The organism is Enterobacter sp. RHBSTW-00975, assembly GCF_013615235.1.
GTDB classification, from domain to species: Bacteria; Pseudomonadota; Gammaproteobacteria; order Enterobacterales; family Enterobacteriaceae; genus Enterobacter; species Enterobacter ludwigii.
In genome coordinates, this window is record NZ_CP055883.1 from 1,812,720 (window position 1) to 1,833,229 (window position 20,510).

Consider the following 20,510-nt stretch of genomic DNA (forward strand, 5'->3'; position numbering starts at 1 on the left):
TGGTGAAATCGGAGAAAGATTTAAAAACGCTTAACAGGCATGAAGCTTCTCAGGTTTCATAAAGTGAAAGTCCTGAGAAGCGAGAAAAATTACAGATGTGATTTCTTTATCTCGAACTATTATCGGCGATACTCTTCAATTGCTCGTCAATAATATTCAGTATAGGCCGAACATCGGTATCCATCACGCGGCGCTCTTTCAGTCTAACCTGGATAGCTGATTCATAGTTTGGTCCCCAGACATCAGCATTATCTGCCTGAGCGACAAGCATTTTAAATGGATAGAGGCAAATTAGTTTTTTCTTAAATGCTCTGGATACATGCACGAATGATGTATCTGGAGAAATGACGAGTGCACTCTCTTTTATAATTTGTGCAGCCGAAAAGAATGAGGGCAATGAGCTCTTAGTGACATGATCTGAATCGGGAATAGGCTTTATTTTATGTTGTTCGCCAAGAATGATTAAGTGAAAAGTATCTTTATATTTAGCCATGTGACTGGTAATGGCCTCAATCTGCCCTGTTGAGAAGAAACGTTCACTCACACTGCCGTAAGGAATGAACGCAACCGTTTTTTTATCAGTGGTTTTCTTAAGAAAATCCTTTGCTTTTTGTACATCGTCGTCAGGTATGATCACTGTGTAATCATAGTTCTGTGCCGATATCCCCAGATGCATCAGGAAATCAATGTATCTTGTGCTTATATGTGACAAAGGGCAGCTAATGTTAATTACTTCATCATAGATACGATACTTCCTGGTAAAACCGATTGTTTTGTGTGGTTTTATTAGTCTGATTAAATTAAATGTTTCGACATTTGAATGAGTTATTTCATGCGAGTCAACAAATACAAAAGGTGGAAGTTCCCTTAACACCTTGATTAGCATCTTTTTGTTGTTAGGTTCATAAAAGTAAAGAGCTTCTAAATTGCGCCATTCTTTGAAGAGAAAGTGCGTCCTTTTATCTGCAATAACAGAGACCTGAAAATTGTTTCTTACCAGAGTCTCAATCACACCACCAATGACAATAGCATCACCAATCCCTTTACCAATGAAGGGGATAATCAGATGGTTTGTGCCCGACCCATGTCTCGTTCGAGAAGTACGCCCCTGAGCGGCAATCATACTCAATAAGTTAAGTTTTAACTTAAGTTTGATCCTTTTCAAAAAATAGTTTTTAGATCTGTTTGCTTTTTTTATCCATCGAAACATTAAAGACTCCTTGAATACTTATCTGGTGTTAGTTAGCGTAGTACCAATTTCTTTTCATTTTGACTAAAAGTCAGCGCGACATCCATAAAAATAGTATATGCATTCCCATCCCCGAGGAGGCTCTCCACCCGTATATTACCTGTAGTGATTGCTACCAGTCAGTACTGCGAGGTAGGCCACCTGTGCGTCAGTAAACTCTGGTGCGCCCTGGAGTTGGGTAAGTTGTTCTGCCGTCGGTGGAGAAATATTTTCAATGGCTGCATAACGCATCTGTGAAAAGGCCCTACGGGGCTTAACGCTTAAAATTATGTGTAAATGGCCGCGAGTTGATGACTCTAACACTGGAGGTAAGGTGGATTCAATGTTCGGTTTTGGTAGGTCAGCAATACGTTCCTGCTTTGGGCAATTTTTATGCGCCTGTTGTTCTTCCTTCTCCGGATATGCTTATCCTTAGTTTATCGTATAGCTTATCCAACAAACATATAACCCTGGTAGGGGTGTGCCAATATCGGAAGAAAGAATTTTAGTCAAACATGGGATTGTTGAAGTATTAAATAATCCGCTTGCCCTTTACAGGCAAATTACCCTGAAAGCCAAAAGATCAGCCAGTTAGTATAAATAACTGGCTGATTAATGATGATTAACTTGTTGTTGAACTTTGTTTATGGAACAGTTCCCTGAACACCGGATAGATATCATCCTGATCGCGGATATGCTGCATGGCAAAGTTATCGAACATCGATTGCAGATGTTCATACTCACGCCACAGCGTCTGGTGAGCACGGCGGGTAATTTCGATATAGCTGTAGTAACGCACCACCGGCAGAATTTTCTTCGCCAGAATATCGTGACACAGCGGGGAGTCATCTGCCCAGTTATCGCCATCTGATGCCTGCGCGGCATAGATGTTCCACTGCGCCGGGTCGTAACGCTCTTTCACCACTTCATCCATCAGTTTCAGAGCGCTCGACACGATGGTGCCACCGGTCTCCTGCGAGTAGAAGAACTCATGTTCATCCACCTCTTTCGCCTGAGTGTGGTGGCGAATATAGACCACTTCCACGTTCTTATAGGTTCTGCTCAGGAACAGATAGAGCAGAATATAAAAACGCTTCGCCATATCCTTGGTGGCCTGGTCCATCGAGCCGGAGACATCCATCAGACAGAACATGACCGCCTGGCTCGACGGTTCGGGGCGTTTTTCGTAATTTTTGTAGCGCAGGTCGAAGGTGTCGATAAACGGTACCCGGTCTATTTTAGCCCGGAGTTCGGCTATCTCTTTGCGCAGGCGTTCCTCTTCCAGCAGTTGTGCCGGTTCCGTATTTTCCACCACCTTCAGGTTGCTCTCCAGCTCGCGGAGTTCGCGCCGTTTACCTGCCGTCATGGCCGTGCGTCGCGCCAGAGAGTTCTGCAGCGAACGGACCACGCTGATGTTGGCGGGCACGCCGTTTGCGGTATATCCCGCGCGATGGGTTTTGTACTCGTTAAGCTGACGATGCTGGTTCTTTTTCAGATTCGGCAGCGCAAGATCCTCAAACAGCAGGTCGAGATACTCATCTTTTGAAATCTGGAAGACAAACTCATCCTGTCCTTCACCGTCCTGGCTGGCCTGTCCCTGACCGCTTCCTGAACCGCCCCCGCCGCCTTGCGGGCGCTCGATTCTGTCGTTCTGCACGAAGTGGTCATTACCTGGGTGTACGCGATGGCGCAGGCCGCCACGTCCCTGATGAAACATCGGTTCGCTGATGTCATCGGTGGGGATGGAGACAGATTCGCCGCTGTCGACGTCGGTCACCGAGCGTTTGTTGATGGCCTCGGAGATCGACTGTTTAATTTGCGCTTTATAACGGCGCAAGAAGCGCTGGCGATTTACCGTGCTCTTGTTTTTGCCGTTAAGACGACGGTCAATAAACCAGGTCATATATCCCCCGTACTGCATTTGCCAACTTGCAGTGTCCGGACGTGCCGGACATTTTTTTGTAGCCCGGCAGGCGTATGCGCTACCGGGCATTTGTACTTGTATTAAGACGATTTACGTACGCGCAGATACCATTCGCAGAGCAGGCGAACCTGTTTACGGGTGTAGCCTTTCTCCATCATACGGTCGACAAAATCGTCGTGCTTTTTCTGCTCATCGGTTGACGTTTTGGTGTTAAACGAAATCACCGGCAACAGCTCTTCGGTATTGGAGAACATTTTCTTCTCGATTACCGTGCGCAGTTTCTCGTAGCTGGTCCAGTTCGGATTACGTCCGTTGTTATGCGCTCTGGCGCGCAGGACGAAGTTCACAATCTCGTTACGGAAGTCTTTCGGGTTACTGATCCCGGCCGGCTTCTCGATTTTTTCCAGCTCTGCGTTCAGGGATTCCCGATCGAACAGCTGGCCGGTATCCGGGTCGCGGTACTCCTGATCCTGGATCCAGAAGTCAGCATAGGTGACATAACGGTCAAAAATGTTCTGCCCGTACTCTGAATAAGACTCCAGGTAGGCGGTCTGGATCTCTTTGCCGATGAACTCCGCATATTTCGGGATCAGATAGCCTTTCAGAAACTCAAGGTAGCGTTCAGCCTGTTCCTGCGGGAACTGCTCGCGTTCAATTTGCTGCTCCAGCACATAGAACAGATGAACCGGGTTCGCCGCCACTTCCGCATGGTCGAAGTTAAACACGCGGGAGAGGATCTTAAAGGCGAAACGCGTGGACAGACCGTTCATCCCTTCGTCCACACCGGCGTAGTCGCGGTACTCCTGATAAGACTTCGCTTTCGGGTCGGTATCTTTCAGGCTTTCCCCGTCATACACACGCATTTTCGAGTAGATGCTGGAGTTTTCCGGCTCTTTCAGGCGCGAGAGAATGGAGAAGCGCGACAGCGTTTCCAGGGTGCCCGGTGCGCAAGGTGCGTGTACCAGCTCACTGTGGTTAAGCAGTTTCTCGTAAATTTTTATCTCTTCGGAGATCCGCAGGCAATAAGGCACTTTGACGATGTAGACACGGTCAAGGAACGCCTCATTGTTTTTGTTGTTACGGAAGGAGACCCACTCAGATTCGTTTGAGTGCGCGAGGATAATGCCGTTAAACGGCAGGGCGGAAATACCTTCCGTACCGTTGTAGTTGCCTTCCTGGGTGGCCGTCAGCAGCGGATGCAGCACTTTAATCGGTGCTTTAAACATCTCAACGAACTCCATAATCCCCTGGTTGGCGCGGCACAGCGCACCCGAGTAACCGTAGGCATCCGGGTCGTTTTGCGCGTAGTTTTCCAGCTTACGAATATCGACTTTACCCACCAGGGCGGAGATATCCTGGTTGTTCTCATCCCCCGGTTCAGTTTTGGCGTTAGCAATCTGTTCCAGAATGGATGGCCACACCTTGACGACGCGGAATTTGGTGATATCCCCACCAAACTCGTGCAGGCGTTTTGCCGCCCAAGGCGACATGATGGTGCCAAGATAGCGCCGCGGAATACCAAACTCTTTATCCAGAATTTGCGCATCTTCCTGCGGATTAAACAGGCACAGCGGATGGTCATTCACCGGGCTGCGTTCACCGTTAGCGCTCAGCACATAAATAGGGACGCGCTGCATCAGTGATTTCAGACGTTCAGCCAGTGATGATTTACCCCCACCCACAGGGCCGAGTAAATAAAGGATCTGTTTCTTCTCTTCCAGACCCTGGGCGGCATGCTTCAGGTAGGAGACAATCTGTTCGATGGCATCTTCCATACCATAGAACTCTTCAAACGCCGGGTAGCGGGCGACCACCCGATTCGAAAAGAGACGGGAAAGCCGAGGTTCCAGGGCAGTATCAACCATGTTTGGCTCACCAATAGCCATTAATAGCCGTTCTGCCGCATTGGCATAGGCACTGCGATCTTGCCGACAAATGGTAAGAAACTCCTGCAGTGTGAACTCTTCGTCCTTGGCAGCTTCATAACGCTGGCGATAGTGATCGAATATATTCATGGCATGCCGTCCTTTTGTATAATCTGGGAACATTTGTGAATCAGCACTTTTAGCTTAATTCTTCAACGGGATAAAAAATGCTCCGTCCTATATGTTATGAGAGAGTTTCAACAATCTATCAAGCAGTGATGGCAAATGGTTTGGACGACCAACGGTCATCTTTGACAGCATATTTAGACCGAAATGCTGGAAAATTCAGTACTGACAGGATTTTTATACAGGACGCAGGATTATCGGCATACAAAAATGCCAACATTTCAGCTACGTCGAATCTTGGTAAATTTTTACAGGATGTGCGGGATCGCAAGTACGGTAAGGGTGACGCACTTATAGTCATTAGCCTTGATAGGTTATCGCGTCGTTCAAGTTGGGCTGAAAGTACTATCCAGTTCATCGTGAATAGTGGGATTGAGATTCACGACATTTCTACAAACCTTGTGTTACGGGAAGATGATCCTATGTCGAAAATCCATATGGAACTCATACAGCATCGCTCGCACAATGAATCATTGATGAAGTCGGTACGTGCTAAGTTAGCTTGGGATAACAAAATTTTACGTGCATTACAGAATGGAGAGGTGATTTCCAATCGTATGCCTAACTGGTTAAAAAATGTTGATAACAAGTATCAGGTGATCCCTGAACAGGCTGAACTTATTGTTAAGTGTCTCGAGTGGTATAGGGAAGGGCTTAGTACTGGAGAGATTGTTAAGCGTATCGGTAAAAAGTGGCAGATGGTAACAGTGTCAAGGCTAATACGTGACCGCCGCTTATTGGGTGAACATGAGCGATATAATGGTGAGGTTGTACCAAATGTTTACCCGAAAATAATTGATGAAGACTTGTTCTTAACGGCGAACAGAATGATGGATCGCGTAATGCTGGAGAAGAAAAAGCCAGCCGAGGATCTGTTACTTGAACCGGATGTAGTTCGTGAAATTTTTAAACTGTACGAAAGTGGACTTGGCTCAGGGGCAATTGTTAAACGCCTGCCCAAGGGATGGAGTACCGTGAATGTATTGCGAGTACTACGCGATAAGAAAGTAGTTACTATGAAGATTATCGATAATCTCACTTTTGAACGGGTCAATGAGAAGTTATCAAGGAATGGTATAGCCAATCGTATTCGTAAGGATATAACAATTGCTCAGGATGATTACATCACAAACCTGTTCCCCAAAATATTAAAGTGTGGTAATTGTGGAGGGAACATCGCCATTCACTATAACCATGTCAGAACTAAGTACGTCATTTGTCGCAACAGGGAAGAGAAGAAGATTTGTGATGCCAAATCTTTCCAGTACACAAGAATTGAGAAGAATATTCTTCAGCTTGTCAAAAACATCGATTTCAATAAATTAATGATGGAAGGACAGTCTGATTCTGACCTTTTGCTGGCATCGTTACGAGAAGAATTGTCTACTCTGAAGAAGGAAGAGGAAACCTATCAGATAAAAATTAATGAACGTAAGGTAGCAGGTAAGAAGACCTCTTTACCATTAATGACTGGTTTGACCGAGGTTCAAGATAGAATTGAAGAAATTGAATCCGATATTTTAAATGCTAAAAATATCAAAGAAATCCCTGTTTTTGACTTTGATATTAATAAAGTACTTGATCCGATGAATGTTGAACTACGTGCAAAGCTAAGAAAGGAATTAAGATTAGTACTTAAATCAGTAAAGTACTGGATTTTTGGAAAGCGTATTTTCGTTCAGTTAGAATATTTCAATGAGATCCTATCCCATGTACTTGTGATTGATAATAAGCGTGGTGGTGGTGAAGTACTACATGAAATTGTCATTTCAGAATCTAATGGTGAACGTGTTTATACGGTCAATGAAGAAGGTAAAACAGTATTCATTGCGTCAGTAACATCTGGTACTGATATGTGGTCACTTGCTATTAGTCGTACAAAAACACTGGATGATGTTGGATTGTATCTTAATTTACTCAATCGTGAAAATTTTGAGATCTTGGTGAATGAAGATTTGATTGATTGGATAGATTAACTTATGAACACTCTTGGCTGATTGATAATAAACAAGAGTGTTCAAACCCTCACATACTACCTTTCATTTCAACAACTTTTTGAAGGTTCCGAATAAATATCTAAAAGATAATTAAAAAGGAACCTCAAATGAATTTTCTAATAGAAGTACTCGCAGCCATTCTTTACATTTTAGTTATATTCCCCATGTACATAGTCTGTTCAATCTTCTTTATGGTGCTATGTATCATTACACTACCTTTGAAGATACCAGTAATAAATAGATGGGTTAGGAACTACCTGAAACGGGAAAAATAAACATGGTATAATACAGGTATCAAGTACTTAATGCTGTTTCCCAACTTCTTCAGTACTTCCAGATTGAATCAACAATAAGGATTTAAAAATCCGTGAAACGATTTTGAAAAAAATCCTATACTAAAAATGTCTTCACATATCTCGCATGTTTCGAAAAATAATAATAAATAATATATAGATTGTGACTCATCTATCCTTCCATTGAAAAGAACCCTACGCCGTAGGGTTCTTTTTACATAGGTTTTATTACGAAATCGAAATCATTAAATAAGGAAAAATAAATGAAAAACAAAAATGATGTAAAAACTAATTGTGTGACCGTGCGATTAACTGACGCTCAGTTAATCGCATTGCAGGAACTATCTAAGAGTGGCGTCTGCGAGCGTGAAACATTGGCAAGTGCTTTTCAGCACCTACTGACGCAATTCATTATTTTGAAAAAAGGCTAATGCTGTACGCCTAATAAAGTTATAGCAAATGGTGAGACAGGATGTTTCACCACAAAAGAAAGGATTCTTAAAATGGAAAGAGTTAATAATTTAAAAAATGTACGTGAACATAAAGACTACCCAAATCTAAAAGCAGGTCGTAAGGCATTCAATAACATGTTCGATAGGACATTGTACAATCCTGATTATGCTGATGTAGATGTTAGTAAAGAATTTAGTAATCTAACATCATTCTTAGATTGGCATGATCAGAATTATGTAAAAGATTGGCAACTTGATAAAGATATACTAACTCCTGGTTCTCGTGAGTACTCACCTCAAAACTGTATGTATGTTCCTCCTGAAGTTAACCAACTCTTCAAAAGTACCAAACCTGGTAAGTACATGAAAGGTGTTGAAGCATCAGGTAAGAAATTCAAAGCTTATTGTAGTGTTGATGGGAAAAAGATTTGTTTAGGTACTTATCCCACAGAACTTGAAGCACATAAAGTACATATGAAGTGGCGTAAGGCACGTTTGATAGAACTCGCTGAGAAGTACAAGGGGTTTGAAAAACTAAGTGCGGCACTATTAGAACACGCTAACAAAATTTAATAAAAAAGGCACTACGTGGAGGTAGTGCCATAAAATATATGGAGATATTATATAATGTATAACTATTTATCGAAAAATAAAATGAAGTTTATCAGCGGTGATTGTGGTAGTGGTAAAACACACTCGTTGGTACAGCAAATTTTACGAACACCAGATAACTATATTGTTGTCCAGGGTACATTACATCTTACACAGCAGACCGCAAAAGATTTAGGTGAAGTGGCAAAACTAATCACATCAGTAACTTCAAAAAATGTCCATGAGGATATGATTGAGTTTCTACTAAACCCTACACACCGTGTACTAATAATAACTGATATTGCTTTCCTAAAGATACGTGATATTACGTTACTACAAAAATGGAAAATCTATCTTGATGATGTTGTTTCTTTCCATCACTTTGCTACACCTAATACAAACCAGAAATCACTCATTGAGAATGAGTTGTTTCATAGCTTTGAAGCAGTAGGGGATAATCACGTAACGGCTAAACCTGTCACCGATTTTGATGATGTAGTACTTGAAAATGCCGCTAAAGCGTTTGCTTTCGTGCAGCAGTACGATCACTTCCTTTTCAATGCACGTTTCTTTGAGAAAGTAGGTGGTACTAATCAGTACAAGCAGGAGAAAGACCAGCTACAGGTTATGTCATGGGTGAACCTAAAACGCTTCATTGGGCTTGATATTACCTTTATGGCTAATGACTTTGAGAACACCCTTGTGTACTTGTCATCCCCTGATAGTTTTGAACGTACAACATTGTCACTTAGAGAGCGAACAGTACCCCTAAATCAACGCATGAGAGTACATTACTTTAGTGATGTACCTTTGACGGCATCACTACGTTCAAACTCCCCAGAACAGTTTGAGAAGGTTTTAGCATGGGTAAGAGAGAACCTTACTGATTACATCTTTACCGTGAACAGCGATCAGAGTGAAAAGGTACTTAATGGTAAGTATGTACCGCCAAAAAGCCGTGGTATCAATGATTACAAGAGCTATACAAAAGCCGTTTGGTTAAGTAGTCTCAAACCTTCCAATGTAGAAGTAAAACAGTGTGAACTAATGTTTGGTCTTACATACGAACAGATAGTACAGGCACGAGAGAAGGAAGAACTATATCAATTCGTACAGCGTACCAAACTACGCGATTATAAAAGTGATGAAGTAGTAGATATCTATGTGTTCGATAAAGAACAAGCACTTTCACTTTCAGATACACCTATCTTCTTAGATTTAGGAATTGAAGTAACAAATAGTGCCAAATCAGTTAGTACTTTTGTTCCTTTAAATCTCAGTACTTCACAGAAGAAGGCATACCAACGCATATCTCTTGAACAGTTCCCTACAATTGAGTTATTCAATAAGTGGATGAACAAGAAAGCACAGTTAGTACTCAATGAACAACAAAGAGCACATTTTGTATCTAAGTACAATTCACTCCTATGATCATAAAAATGTCTCTAAAAACTATCTAATATTATAGGTAATAAAAGGAGACAAAATTAGAAAAAAAAACCGAGCAAGAACAAAAAGAACGGGCTTTGCTCGTTCTTTTTTTCGCAGTGAGTTCGACATAAGGCGGTTGCTTGCAACTGCCTTATCGAGATTAATATAAAGAAGCACAAACGCTAACGCGTTCGGCTTTGAATTTCTATTTCTATGTGCTCGCTTGAGTAGTTAATGTACTTCTTCCTGAAAGTACCTAATACTGGCGAGTACATACAAATATCATTCAATTTCTTTTTTCATTAAGTACATAAAAGTAGGGGGCGGCACTACGTGCCTAAGGTATTTCGCTGTACCGCTTCGCTCAAAGGGCGGGGTATCGGGCTGTTTAAGCCCTTTATGTACTGACAATTACCCTTGTTATTATTCCAACCAAAGGGGTGAAATTCGCTGTAGTGAAACATAGTTCTTCAGTACCACTATCGCTATCTTCCTACCATTTTTTATAGGTCTGCTCAATGCACTATCCATATGATAGAATTGCCAGATGCAAACAGCAGGGAAAACAAAATGCAAATAATGAGGATGACATACGACGACATTGATAATAATGGCTATGCCAAATTACACGTCTATGGAATAGGAACTTTCTCGGTTTTCAGTGGGCAAAATCCATATACCAATGATCCCAACTGTGCGTTTATGCCTAACAGTGCAATACCTACTGGACGGTACTGGATAGTAGACAGGCCAACTGGCTCTACATTGAATAAGATCCGGGCATGGGGCGTTGATACAATCACAGGTAATGACCACTCCGAATGGTTTGCACTCTTTAGTGCTCAAACCATGACAGATAGCATAATGATTAACGGTGTATCACGTGGTAGTTTCCGGTTACATCCACTCAGGCCGGATGGCTCTGGTTTCTCAGAGGGGTGTATTACTTTCGTCAATCGACCGGATTTCTATACTGTACGTAGTCAGTTGCTCCGTACTAAAAAGGTTAAAGTACCAGGATCAAGGACTGGATTGATGGCATATGGTTATGTTGATGTACAAGGGGGGAGCGACTATGCGAAGTGCAGGATTCGTTAAGAATGCGGCCATATACAGTATCTGTATTGTCTTTGCATGGTGGCTATCAAGTTTCGGTAAGCCTCTCAATGGACTAACTCAATGGGTCATGGATACCGCCTATAGTACTTTCGGTTCCGGCCTGAGTGGTTCATATGAAGCTGATGCAGATCCGGTAAGGTTCATTGCCTTAATCCTGATGGTACTCATCTACGCTACGGTACTGTTCTTGCTCGCACGTTTAGTACTAAGAAAGTTTAAGGCCAATCGTTAATACCCAATTTTATTAAGTACCCTCACTGCATATGGTGAGGGTATTTTTCAAATAGTCATATGCTCTGTTTTAGTGATTACTTCATGATTATTAGTAAATACCTGTAAAGGTTAGCAGTACTAACCCACTATAGGATTTACGAAATGATAAGAATGGAATTTAACACCTACGATGATGGGACATACTACTTCCTGTATGTTACAGAGGAAGTACGTATTGAAACTAATGGTGCTGATGGTTTGCAGATGGAAACCTTCGATTCGAGGGTAAGAGATTTAGGTGAGCCGTTCCAGTACTTAACCATCAGAGATAGAAAGGATGAGTACTTCAATGAAAGCCTAATAAATCAGTACTTAGAGACTGTTATTGAAGCTGCAACAATGCTTTATACTATTTTAGTTTTTAATCTTAAATGTATGCCACAGTGATAAGATTGTGATACTTACTTCATAATATTAATAAACGCAGTTATTGATTTATTATCATTGTAAATCGATTTGACAAAATCCTTCAAGTAATTGTTTAATTCGATAGCCTCAAGCTGTAAATTGCTAATTTCTTGTTTCGTTATACTTATAGCTTCTTCACCTGCATGCATAAGCATTGGAACTTCAGAGGCCGCCTGTTCAAATTGAATTTGAAGACTATTATAACTATCAGCTATATGCTTTATATTGTTCATTATATTCACAGTATAAGGGGTGATAATATAGTTATACCTCGGGATGGCCTTTAATCTATTTTGTATTGAGTATGATAAATTGAAAAATTCGATTAGCAAATTTTCTACTTTGTCTAAAGTCTCCCCCATTTGGTGAGGTAACTCTTCATGATTTCTTAAGCATGTTTTAAGAGTCATGCATGTATGGACAATATGGCTTTTATATTGATTACTAAGTGATGACAGCTTTCGCAAGTCTTCATATATAGCTTCTTCAATAATCTTAGAAACTACATCGTAGTGCTTTTGAGACATCCATTCTGGTGCTTTTTTATATGCGGCATAAGCAACCGCTAAAGTCCCCAGCGTTGATAAAGAACTAATCCAATCTGTGAAACTTCCCCATGAAAAGTTATTACTTCCAAAAAAAAGTGCTTTCAAGATGACACAAATCAAAAGTAATGAAAGAATCAATACAACTGCAAGTATTGTTTGGTTTAGAATTTTATATTCCATTTACTTGTTTCCGGCATGATAGTGAATCTTGAGTTAGTACTTTACCATTACAGCCACAATCAAGTACACTCTGAACATCACGCCCACCCACTTTGGGTAGGTTTGTTTAAGTTTAAGGTGTGGGTGGGCGTGTGACTTCACAACATTTGTTAATCATTAACTAACTACTCCTGTTCTGTAGGTAATCAATTTAGGAAATGGTTATTTGACCTTGAAGAAAGTTATAAATTTTTGTTTTTTAAATTTATTATAGGCTATTTCTGAAATAGCCAGGGTTTTTAAATATTCCTCATAATGTTGTTTGAAATTTTTCTTACTTAACTCAAAGCCTCGTTGGTTATTGTTGACGCATTCAAGAATGCTTGATTGGACTGATATAAAAGCGTTGCAAGCAGATGCATTAACTTCTCTGAGCGATTTAGTGACTCCGAGGATAATGTCTTTGTTTTCAACTTTAATTGACCATCTTTCCATAAGATCCAATTCTTTTACTAAATTGTCAATTTTTGATATAAATTCTCTGTGTTTATTTTCTGACAACTCAAATTCTTGAGCTTTTTTTAAATCGGGTTTTTTTAGACCACTATTCAATTCATTAAGATAATTAAGGACTGGATAAAGTTCTTCTATGGTTTTATATGTTGAGTTATATAGACAATCAGTTGTAGATAAAATTTCCTCCGCTTTATCAAAACCCTTAGTGTGAGATCTTTGAGAGAACCATTGTTTGGCATTAAACGCGGCATATGCAGCAGCACCAGCCATTACCCAATCCGCTATTGTCCCAGTTACTTCATACCAAGCCATAAGTCACCTCAATCAGTAAATAGTTCGCTATAGTGCTTTATTATATTGTTATGTGAGGCTCGAACAGTTCTATACTTTTCACTTATCCTCATGTCGAAATCAAAACAAACAGGTAGTTTTACAAAAATCTCTTCAGATCCAACAGATAATGCATCACTTATTGTGTATGTTAAAGATAAATGTGACTCTATTATTTCAATGAAATGGCGTCCATTAATAGGCTGCAATCCCCAAAGATCCATCCTTTCCATCGCTGTACGTAAATTGATTATATTTTTTCTATATGTTGTTTCTCTTTGCAAAAGCTCTTCCCAGAGCAGCCTGAATTTAGCTTCATCATGTTGCTCATCAGGTTCTGTATTAATCAATTGTTTAACATCACTATGCAAGTAAAAAGATTCCTGTTGTAACTTACAGAATTGATCAATAAGTTCATCTGCAAATTTAAATTTTCGCTCATTAAGTTTAGGTGAAAGCCAATCTTTTGCATTTGCAGCAGCATACACAGCTACCACTGCCATTACTGCATTACAGGCAGCACTAATCAGATCTGAACCATTGCCCCAATCCATGAATCACTTCCCGATAAAATCTTTTGTATTGTATGTACCACAACATTGTTTAAGGTGCTATCAAAACGGCAGCTCACCCTGCATATCACAGAATGCATCATCCTTATCATGTGCCTCTAACATAGCTTGTTGTGCGTAGAACCAACTACTGACAGCAAAGATATCCACTGGTTGAGCTACCTCAAGCATAAAGTAGTATGCGTTACTTGAAGCCACACCGAACCAGTACAAACGAGTACCATCCTCATGAGGTGTTGTCTCGAACAAGACACATTGCCCGTCTTCAATACATTCCAAGTATCCTCCAGAATGAACAACTACTATCAGTTGTCCGCACTGCCAAAACATTTGAACACCCTTTCTAACACTTGGATCAAACAGATTCTTATTACCCATTTTCCTGCCCTCCGATGAGATCACGATACTGTAAATTTATACAGTGGTTTGGTGTTGATCAATACGAAACGCTAAAAATTACATAAAAATGATCATTTTCAATAGCTTAAGTAATGTTATTTGGCAGGGTAGCTCTATCATTGATATCTAAAAATGATCAATAATTGATCATCTACCATTTTTAGAGATAAGCACGGATGATAACTAAAACCTTCATTGCGGAACCAATAATGACTCCGGCAGGCCAGCTTGTAGGATGCGAACTGCTAACACGCTTTCACCGTGAAGAACTTCCAGTACTGAACAGTAAGTACTTCATCATGGCCATGACGGTCGAAGGGAAGAAGGAACTACTCAAACAACAATTAGAGACAGTAGAAGTTCTTGCGTCATGGTTCAGAGAACACCGGCTTTTCTGTACCGTTAACGTTGATACCGTACAGGCACGGCTATGTGTCTTTGACAGGGATATTATTCAGCTATTGGATAAGATGGATTTCATCAGGCTTGAGATCTCAGAGAACTTTGAAGGGCTTGAAATGGGTATTGAACATCCGATACTCAGAACAATGTTAAACGTTGGCTATCGTTTGTTCCTTGATGATCTTGGCTCAGGCCGTGCCAATGTCGAAGCACTAACTACTGGATGCTATGAGGCGGTAAAACTTGATAGAGCGTTCTATCGTCAGGAAGTACAGAAACCCACATTCAACATACTGATGAAGAACATTATGAAGTACTGCCCGTATGTGATCGTTGAGGGAGTAGAGCAGCGGCAAGAACTACCAGTACTACGCAATGCTGGAGTATCAGCAGTACAAGGTTATCTGTACAGGTCAGTTAATTTTCTAAAGGTAGATACTTTAATTTAAACCAAGGCCGCTTTTTGAGTGGCCTTAAAATGTATCAATTTTACTTGTTGCTTGGGTAGCTGACGCAGGTATGACCAGAACTCATCAAAGTCATCTGGTTGCCTTCAAGAGGAACAAAAGGGAAAGAAACATATTTGAAATTACTGGAAGTCATGTTGAAGTACAGCTTCTTATCATTCATCGTGAGTTGTGTTGCGTGTGCTGGGAATGTACCTTCACCAGCTTGTGTTACTAAAAAAGCCATTGGGTAGAAATGTAGGCATGAACAAACACAGTTATGACCGTTATTAAAGAAGCCAACAGTTTGGGCTGTTATTTGCAGCTTGTGAGGATAAAACCAATAGTAAAAGTCGTGAGTAGCGTGTATGTCCTCATTTTTACCAAGAACAAATTTTTTTAAAGGGGTGTAAAAAGGTGAATCAACAGGTGGGTTTATGCAATCTGTTACTGAAGTAGCTGCAAGCAAATGGCCTACCATTGCTCGTGTAAATACAACAACATCGGCCTTGAAAGAAATCATGTTGTAAGGAAATGATGTACCCTTAAAATAATGATTTAGTAGTAGCGTGAATTCTTTTGTTACTTTACCAATCTCATTATCAAGCGAGCCTAACAGGTCGTTATTGCATTTGATACATATGGTTTTAAAAGTTGTACCAATTTTAGCATCAAGAGGGCGAACTTCACTAAGTGAAAAATATTCTACAACAGACTTCTGAAGCATTTTCTCCGGCTTGCATGCACTCTTAGGCGGTACGTGGTCTCTGGTGAGTCTCCCAAAATTCCCGCATATATTGCAGTAACCCTCATCAATTCTTACATGTTTAAGTCTTTCTGTAATTTTGCTCATGCGTTCTTATCCTCCAAGGCAATTAGAAAGAATATAAAATTAATTGAATAAATAATCAACTATAAAAAAATAGGTTCTCCCTGAACTTTCTAAAGACCGCGTAGTTTCGCCACCGGATTTAATCATTTGTGTGTGAACGAAATAACTATACCCGCACCGCAATCAAAAAAGAACAACGCCAATTTCATTTAATTCACATTGGCAATTATATCTTACGGGACACTCACATAGTTTAAAAACAGCGTAAGAGCCATTGAGTTCTTCACTAACGTACTTTTCCATAAAATGGATATCATCTGGTTCACAAAAAAGATGAAACCCGACACCAAGATAATTACGCATTTTGTAGTTACACTGTCTAATAGCACTAATTTTCTTTTGGTCGGCCGCTAAGCCCCTAACCAATGATGCAACACGTTTAGTACATTTAAACTCTATAAAAATATAATCATCAGAGGGTGAGGATTTTTCACGCAGAATTAAATCTACTTTAGCAAGTCTGCTATCAGGGTAATCTATTGGATCGAGGTATATTGTGACTTCACGATGTAGCTCGTACTTCTTTTTTGAAGTGAGATAATGAGCAAATTCTATTTGCAGCCATTTTTCCCAATCATTAGTTTCTTTTTCAACAAAAGAATATAGCCGTTTTTTTATCTCATCTTTCTTCAAAAACCCGTTCAGCAATTTGACTAACAGAGAAAAATCATTGTTACGGTCTGACATTGAAAACCCTATAAATAAAATAAAAAGGATTAAATATGGATATCTCATTAAGATCATTAGCAAGACAGTACGGATACGATGAATCTACAGTTCGAACTTGGGTAGAAAAGGGAATGCCGACAGGCACTGATTCTAACGCAAGAAGTTGGATTGTAGATAATGTACTAAAGCCGTTGCGTGATACTAATACAAAAGAACAAATTGAACAAGAACGTTTGAAGAAACTTTCAGCAGAAAGGCAGTTAGCAGAATTAGAATTAGCAGAAAAGAATGGGCTGGTGGTCAGTACTGAATATGTAGAACAAGTACTAACAGAATATCTATTCCAGATCAAAACAGCAGTACGTGCAATACCATCAAAAACTTATCTTGAATTATTTGCACAATCAGATGCAAAGGATTTACGCGATGTATTAAGAACGCATATTGATAAAACATTATACCAATTAGGCTCAATGGAATTTGAGCTACCCGATGACATGGAAGTATTAGAGGATGGAAACAAACAAAAAGAAATTAACGAGGATTCTGAAGAAAGTACTACCAACGATACAACCGCCGAAGATTCAGAAAACCAGTGAGTGGATTAGTAATGGTGTAGTTAAATTTGTTGATGGGCCGAATATGGGCCTTGATTGGATACCCTTTAGTTTCCAAAAAGAACCAATGGATATAGCTCAAGAGAGAAGTACTAAAAAGATTGTACTTCAATCATGTTCACAGCTTTTGAAAACAACAGTACTTCAATCAATCGCTTTTAGTCTAATGGCAAATGATCCCTGTAACTTTGCTTTTGGTAGTAGTTCTGAATCAGAAGTGAAGAAATTCAAGGATGGTAAATTTCTTCCAGCAATTGAAACAAGTGAAGGGCTTTGTTGAATAAATCAGATTTCGGGTAAGTCTCCCCCGTAGCGGGTTGTGTTTTCAGGCAATACGCACGCTTTCAGGCATACCTGCTTTCGTCATTTTGTTCAGCGCTCGTACCAGGGCCATAGCCTCCGCAACCTGACCATCGTAGTCACGCAGCGTCAGTGAACCCCCGAACAGCTGTTTTACCCGGTACATCGCCGTTTCCGCTATCGAGCGACGATTGTAATCTGTTGTCCATTTCCACCGCGCATTACTCCCGGTCATTCGCTGATTAGCCACTGCACGGTTACGGTCTGCATATTCACCGGGCCAGTAACCCGCACCTTTTCGGGGAGGGATAAGCGCGCTGATTTTCTTACGCCGCAGTTCATCGTGACATAGCCGGGTATCGTAAGCGCCATCGGCGGCGGCTGACCTGATTTTCCGGTGGGTTTGCCGGATTAACCCGGGGAAGGCCTCTGAGTCCGTAACGTTGTTCAGCGACAGGTCAGCGCAGATGATTTCATGTGTTTTACTGTCAACGGCGAGATGCAGCTTACGCCAGATACGGCGGCGTTCCTGGCCATGCTTTTTGACTTTCCACTCGCCTTCACCGAAGACCTTCAGCCCGGTGGAATCAATTACCAGGTGTGCGATTTCACCCCGGGTGGGCGTTTTGAAACTGACATTAACCGACTTTGCCCGCCTGCTGACACAGCTGTAATCCGGGCAGCGTAGCGGAACGTTCATCAGAGAAAAAATGGAATCAATAAAGCCCTGCGCAGCGCGCAGGGTCAGCCTGAATACGCGTTTAATGACCAGCACAGTCGTGATGGCAAGGTCAGAATAGCGCTGAGGTCTGCCTCGTGAAGAAGGTGTTGCTGACTCATACCAGGCCTGAATAGCTTCATCATCCAGCCAGAAAGTTATGGAGCCACGGTTGATGAGGGCTTTATTGTAGGTGGGCCAGTTGGTGATTTTGAACTTTTGCTTTGCCACGGAACGGTCTGCGTTGTCGGGAAGATGCGTGATCTGATCCTTCAACTCAGCAAAAGTTCGATTTATTCAACAAAGCCTGAATGATGATGTAGGTTTAAACCAGACTTATGCTCAAGATTTTATTTTACGTTGGGATGACCAGGCTAACATAGCCGTAAATGGTAAAACATTTGCTGATTTCTTCAAACACTATGAAATTCGTGTGTATGACCGATACAGGAACTACATCACCTCGTATTACACCAATACAAGTAACTGGACATATACATTTGCAATGAATACCACTGATGGCCTAAGCCGTTACCGTGTATTTGGGATTATCGCTCATGGTTGGGGTACTGGTATCTATAGTGAAGAAGTTCAGATTGAAGTTAGTAACCCACAACATCCACAGTTGTTAGGTATCAATTTGAAGAGTGGTTATGATTCCGTGTTCATTGACTGGACAGAATCAAACGTACCGGATTATGCGGGGGTAGTTCTTCAAATCGCACTTGATGAGGGGTTTAGCTCAGGCTCGAAGTACTTTAGCAGTGCTAACCGCTATTCAGCATCGTTTGGAATTTTAGATAATTCATGGTTCGCACGTGTAGCAGCCTACGACGTGTTCGGACAGGATGAATTGGTATGGTCGCCTACTATCGGCTTTAACCAGAATACGAAGGTTCCATACAGCAAATTGAATGAAGATGTTATTGATAGTCTTCTTAATAGTGATACGGCTACTGGCATTGTTGAGAAACAGATCGTAGATGAACTTGGTTCACGCTGGCAGCTACAGGTATCGAACAATGGAAATGTTTCTGGTATTGCCTTGGCCGCAGACGAAAAAACATCAGTCTTTACCGTCATGGCGGATCGCTTTAGTGTCATCAGTACTGATAGTGCCAAACTATCAGACAGGGTTTATCCACTTGTTGTTCAAAATGGGAAAGTTTTTCTTAACTCAGCGGTGATAGCGTCAGCGAGCATAAATGAGGCTATGATAAATGACCTGTCCGTTTCACGGGCCAAAATTCAGTCCGAGGCCGTGGACAGTTCAAAAATTGCACAAGCCTCGATCCTTAATGGGCATATTGTTAATGGGGTTATTGATTCGGCTAAAATTTCCCAGCAAATTCAATCATCTAATTGGGATGGTACGAACGGGTGGATGATTAACAAGAACGGTACGGCCAATTTTGGTAACGTAACTGTACGTGGGAATATCCAGGCAACTTCTGGTGTACTTAACAACGTTACTATCAATGAAAACTGTAACATTCTTGGTACGTTGAGTGCCGCACGTATCGTAGGTGATATTTGCCGTCCACAATCGACGGGTATCAACCCTGTACCGTTTATCTTTGGTTCACGTACTGTTTCAGGTGGTCAGGCCGCATTAGATCCAGTAGCTAACCAACACTATGTAGCGTTGCGTATTCGTGGTGAAGATTTCGCACGTTACTTTGATAGTGATTTATCAATTAGCTTGACTTCATATGAACGTCAATACTTCTATATTCGTATGGGTGGTGATGGAATTGGTTTAACTAACTTGTTCTATTATGATGCTGGTAACGGCGGTAGTTCTACATCGTTCAGATTAAATTCTATATATGTACCTCCTGTTGGTCGCGGAAATTGGAACTATATCTATGTGATGTGTACAACTTCACGTAGTGGCATTGCTTCACTTAATGTTCCTGCTAACTGGTCTTCATTCCTATATCGTGCTGGTGATCAACCTTTATATAATGCGTAATAAATACTATTACCAAATATAATATATAGGAATATAAATGGACATCTTAACGATTGGTTCATTGATTGTTTCAGCTTTAGTATTGTGCTGGACTGTTTATAGGGATACAACATCTGATGAAGAGGAATTGGATGCACGTATTTCTACCGTTGAAACGAAAGTTGCTTTGATGGATCAGTTGACCTGCCCCCACGATTAGA

General features: G+C 41.0%; 21 protein-coding genes. 11 read left to right on the forward strand and 10 right to left on the reverse strand.

Features of this window, described 5'->3' with window-relative positions; all coding sequences use genetic code 11:
* Positions 1-106: 106 nt before the first annotated feature.
* The 3 genes from HV340_RS08720 to yeaG form a co-directional block, all read right to left on the reverse strand.
* Complete coding sequence (locus HV340_RS08720; protein ID WP_063925077.1) at positions 107-1,210, reverse strand: glycosyltransferase family 9 protein; 1,104 nt, start codon at positions 1,208-1,210, stop codon at positions 107-109.
* 640 nt (positions 1,211-1,850) lie between these two features.
* Entirely contained in the window at positions 1,851-3,131 is a 1,281-nt protein-coding gene (locus HV340_RS08725) for a YeaH/YhbH family protein (protein WP_025204423.1), read from the reverse strand.
* 101 nt (positions 3,132-3,232) lie between these two features.
* Positions 3,233-5,167, reverse strand: coding sequence for a protein kinase YeaG (gene yeaG, locus HV340_RS08730; protein ID WP_181216444.1), 1,935 nt, complete (start codon positions 5,165-5,167; stop codon positions 3,233-3,235).
* A gap of 77 nt (positions 5,168-5,244) precedes the next feature.
* Between yeaG and HV340_RS08735 the strand changes: the two genes are divergently transcribed.
* The 6 genes from HV340_RS08735 to HV340_RS08760 all read left to right on the forward strand — a co-directional run bounded on the left by HV340_RS08735 (position 5,245) and on the right by HV340_RS08760 (position 11,746).
* Complete coding sequence (locus tag HV340_RS08735; protein ID WP_181216445.1) at positions 5,245-7,179, forward strand: recombinase family protein; 1,935 nt, start codon at positions 5,245-5,247, stop codon at positions 7,177-7,179.
* 577 nt (positions 7,180-7,756) lie between these two features.
* On the forward strand, positions 7,757-7,924 hold the full coding sequence (locus HV340_RS08740; RefSeq protein WP_181216446.1) for a hypothetical protein: 168 nt from the start codon (positions 7,757-7,759) through the stop codon (positions 7,922-7,924).
* A gap of 72 nt (positions 7,925-7,996) precedes the next feature.
* Positions 7,997-8,518, forward strand: a complete 522-nt coding sequence (locus HV340_RS08745; protein ID WP_181216447.1) for a hypothetical protein — start codon at positions 7,997-7,999, stop codon at positions 8,516-8,518.
* A gap of 54 nt (positions 8,519-8,572) precedes the next feature.
* A complete protein-coding gene (locus tag HV340_RS08750; protein ID WP_181216448.1) occupies positions 8,573-9,967 on the forward strand; it encodes a hypothetical protein in 1,395 nt (464 codons plus the stop codon).
* Between the two features lie 702 nt (positions 9,968-10,669).
* A complete protein-coding gene (locus HV340_RS08755) occupies positions 10,670-11,065 on the forward strand; it encodes a DUF2778 domain-containing protein (RefSeq protein WP_345944390.1) in 396 nt (131 codons plus the stop codon).
* Between the two features lie 396 nt (positions 11,066-11,461).
* Entirely contained in the window at positions 11,462-11,746 is a 285-nt protein-coding gene (locus tag HV340_RS08760; protein ID WP_181216449.1) for a hypothetical protein, read from the forward strand.
* A 14-nt stretch (positions 11,747-11,760) separates the two neighbouring features.
* On the opposite strand, the gene HV340_RS08765 is transcribed toward HV340_RS08760, so the two are convergent.
* From HV340_RS08765 to HV340_RS08780, 4 genes are all read right to left on the reverse strand, one after another.
* Positions 11,761-12,495 carry a hypothetical protein gene (locus HV340_RS08765; RefSeq protein WP_181216450.1) on the reverse strand — a complete coding sequence of 245 codons (735 nt, stop codon included), beginning with the start codon at positions 12,493-12,495 and terminating at the stop codon, positions 11,761-11,763.
* A 201-nt stretch (positions 12,496-12,696) separates the two neighbouring features.
* Positions 12,697-13,302, reverse strand: a complete 606-nt coding sequence (locus HV340_RS08770) for a hypothetical protein (RefSeq protein WP_181216451.1) — start codon at positions 13,300-13,302, stop codon at positions 12,697-12,699.
* 8 nt (positions 13,303-13,310) lie between these two features.
* Positions 13,311-13,874, reverse strand: coding sequence for a hypothetical protein (locus tag HV340_RS08775; protein ID WP_181216452.1), 564 nt, complete (start codon positions 13,872-13,874; stop codon positions 13,311-13,313).
* 60 nt (positions 13,875-13,934) lie between these two features.
* Positions 13,935-14,270 (reverse strand): hypothetical protein, encoded by a 336-nt coding sequence (locus tag HV340_RS08780; RefSeq protein ID WP_181216453.1) that lies wholly within the window; start codon positions 14,268-14,270, stop codon positions 13,935-13,937.
* Positions 14,271-14,467: 197 nt separating this feature from the next.
* Here HV340_RS08780 and HV340_RS08785 point away from each other — a divergent pair, with 197 nt between their 5' ends.
* Positions 14,468-15,142, forward strand: a complete 675-nt coding sequence (locus HV340_RS08785; RefSeq protein ID WP_181216454.1) for an EAL domain-containing protein — start codon at positions 14,468-14,470, stop codon at positions 15,140-15,142.
* A 40-nt stretch (positions 15,143-15,182) separates the two neighbouring features.
* On the opposite strand, the gene HV340_RS08790 is transcribed toward HV340_RS08785, so the two are convergent.
* A complete protein-coding gene (locus HV340_RS08790; protein WP_181216455.1) occupies positions 15,183-15,992 on the reverse strand; it encodes a chaperonin in 810 nt (269 codons plus the stop codon).
* Positions 15,993-16,154: 162 nt separating this feature from the next.
* The gene (locus HV340_RS08795; RefSeq protein ID WP_181216456.1) at positions 16,155-16,718 is read right to left on the reverse strand and encodes a hypothetical protein; all 564 of its coding nucleotides are present in this window, start codon (positions 16,716-16,718) and stop codon (positions 16,155-16,157) included.
* A 35-nt stretch (positions 16,719-16,753) separates the two neighbouring features.
* Here HV340_RS08795 and HV340_RS08800 point away from each other — a divergent pair, with 35 nt between their 5' ends.
* Together HV340_RS08800 and HV340_RS08805 are read left to right on the forward strand one after the other, a co-directional pair.
* Positions 16,754-17,299: a terminase small subunit gene (locus HV340_RS08800; RefSeq protein ID WP_229255560.1), complete on the forward strand. Its 546-nt coding sequence runs from the start codon at positions 16,754-16,756 to the stop codon at positions 17,297-17,299.
* A 43-nt stretch (positions 17,300-17,342) separates the two neighbouring features.
* Entirely contained in the window at positions 17,343-17,597 is a 255-nt protein-coding gene (locus tag HV340_RS08805) for a phage terminase large subunit family protein (RefSeq protein WP_249415716.1), read from the forward strand.
* A 45-nt stretch (positions 17,598-17,642) separates the two neighbouring features.
* Here the strand turns inward: HV340_RS08805 and HV340_RS08810 are convergent, their stop codons facing one another.
* Positions 17,643-18,566 carry an IS5-like element IS903B family transposase gene (locus HV340_RS08810; protein WP_001118619.1) on the reverse strand — a complete coding sequence of 308 codons (924 nt, stop codon included), beginning with the start codon at positions 18,564-18,566 and terminating at the stop codon, positions 17,643-17,645.
* 274 nt (positions 18,567-18,840) lie between these two features.
* On the opposite strand from HV340_RS08810, the gene HV340_RS24440 reads away from it, so the two are divergent.
* Together HV340_RS24440 and HV340_RS08820 are read left to right on the forward strand one after the other, a co-directional pair.
* Positions 18,841-20,310: a DUF1983 domain-containing protein gene (locus HV340_RS24440; RefSeq protein WP_181216458.1), complete on the forward strand. Its 1,470-nt coding sequence runs from the start codon at positions 18,841-18,843 to the stop codon at positions 20,308-20,310.
* A gap of 37 nt (positions 20,311-20,347) precedes the next feature.
* Positions 20,348-20,509, forward strand: a complete 162-nt coding sequence (locus tag HV340_RS08820; RefSeq protein WP_181216459.1) for a hypothetical protein — start codon at positions 20,348-20,350, stop codon at positions 20,507-20,509.
* Position 20,510 lies beyond the last annotated feature (1 nt).

What these genes read in the sequence shown, in the direction of transcription:
- HV340_RS08720 (WP_063925077.1), bottom strand. Translation starts at nt 1,210, where the DNA reads ATGTTTCGATGGATAAAAAAAGCAAACAGATCTAAAAACTATTTTTTG.
- HV340_RS08725 (WP_025204423.1), bottom strand. Translation starts at nt 3,131, where the DNA reads ATGACCTGGTTTATTGACCGTCGTCTTAACGGCAAAAACAAGAGCACG.
- yeaG (WP_181216444.1), bottom strand. Translation starts at nt 5,167, where the DNA reads ATGAATATATTCGATCACTATCGCCAGCGTTATGAAGCTGCCAAGGAC.
- HV340_RS08735 (WP_181216445.1), top strand. Translation starts at nt 5,245, where the DNA reads ATGCTCCGTCCTATATGTTATGAGAGAGTTTCAACAATCTATCAAGCA.
- HV340_RS08740 (WP_181216446.1), top strand. Translation starts at nt 7,757, where the DNA reads ATGAAAAACAAAAATGATGTAAAAACTAATTGTGTGACCGTGCGATTA.
- HV340_RS08745 (WP_181216447.1), top strand. Translation starts at nt 7,997, where the DNA reads ATGGAAAGAGTTAATAATTTAAAAAATGTACGTGAACATAAAGACTAC.
- HV340_RS08750 (WP_181216448.1), top strand. Translation starts at nt 8,573, where the DNA reads ATGTATAACTATTTATCGAAAAATAAAATGAAGTTTATCAGCGGTGAT.
- HV340_RS08755 (WP_345944390.1), top strand. Translation starts at nt 10,670, where the DNA reads ATGCCTAACAGTGCAATACCTACTGGACGGTACTGGATAGTAGACAGG.
- HV340_RS08760 (WP_181216449.1), top strand. Translation starts at nt 11,462, where the DNA reads ATGATAAGAATGGAATTTAACACCTACGATGATGGGACATACTACTTC.
- HV340_RS08765 (WP_181216450.1), bottom strand. Translation starts at nt 12,495, where the DNA reads ATGGAATATAAAATTCTAAACCAAACAATACTTGCAGTTGTATTGATT.
- HV340_RS08770 (WP_181216451.1), bottom strand. Translation starts at nt 13,302, where the DNA reads ATGGCTTGGTATGAAGTAACTGGGACAATAGCGGATTGGGTAATGGCT.
- HV340_RS08775 (WP_181216452.1), bottom strand. Translation starts at nt 13,874, where the DNA reads ATGGATTGGGGCAATGGTTCAGATCTGATTAGTGCTGCCTGTAATGCA.
- HV340_RS08780 (WP_181216453.1), bottom strand. Translation starts at nt 14,270, where the DNA reads ATGGGTAATAAGAATCTGTTTGATCCAAGTGTTAGAAAGGGTGTTCAA.
- HV340_RS08785 (WP_181216454.1), top strand. Translation starts at nt 14,468, where the DNA reads ATGATAACTAAAACCTTCATTGCGGAACCAATAATGACTCCGGCAGGC.
- HV340_RS08790 (WP_181216455.1), bottom strand. Translation starts at nt 15,992, where the DNA reads ATGAGCAAAATTACAGAAAGACTTAAACATGTAAGAATTGATGAGGGT.
- HV340_RS08795 (WP_181216456.1), bottom strand. Translation starts at nt 16,718, where the DNA reads ATGTCAGACCGTAACAATGATTTTTCTCTGTTAGTCAAATTGCTGAAC.
- HV340_RS08800 (WP_229255560.1), top strand. Translation starts at nt 16,754, where the DNA reads ATGGATATCTCATTAAGATCATTAGCAAGACAGTACGGATACGATGAA.
- HV340_RS08805 (WP_249415716.1), top strand. Translation starts at nt 17,343, where the DNA reads ATGGGCCTTGATTGGATACCCTTTAGTTTCCAAAAAGAACCAATGGAT.
- HV340_RS24440 (WP_181216458.1), top strand. Translation starts at nt 18,841, where the DNA reads ATGAATACCACTGATGGCCTAAGCCGTTACCGTGTATTTGGGATTATC.
- HV340_RS08820 (WP_181216459.1), top strand. Translation starts at nt 20,348, where the DNA reads ATGGACATCTTAACGATTGGTTCATTGATTGTTTCAGCTTTAGTATTG.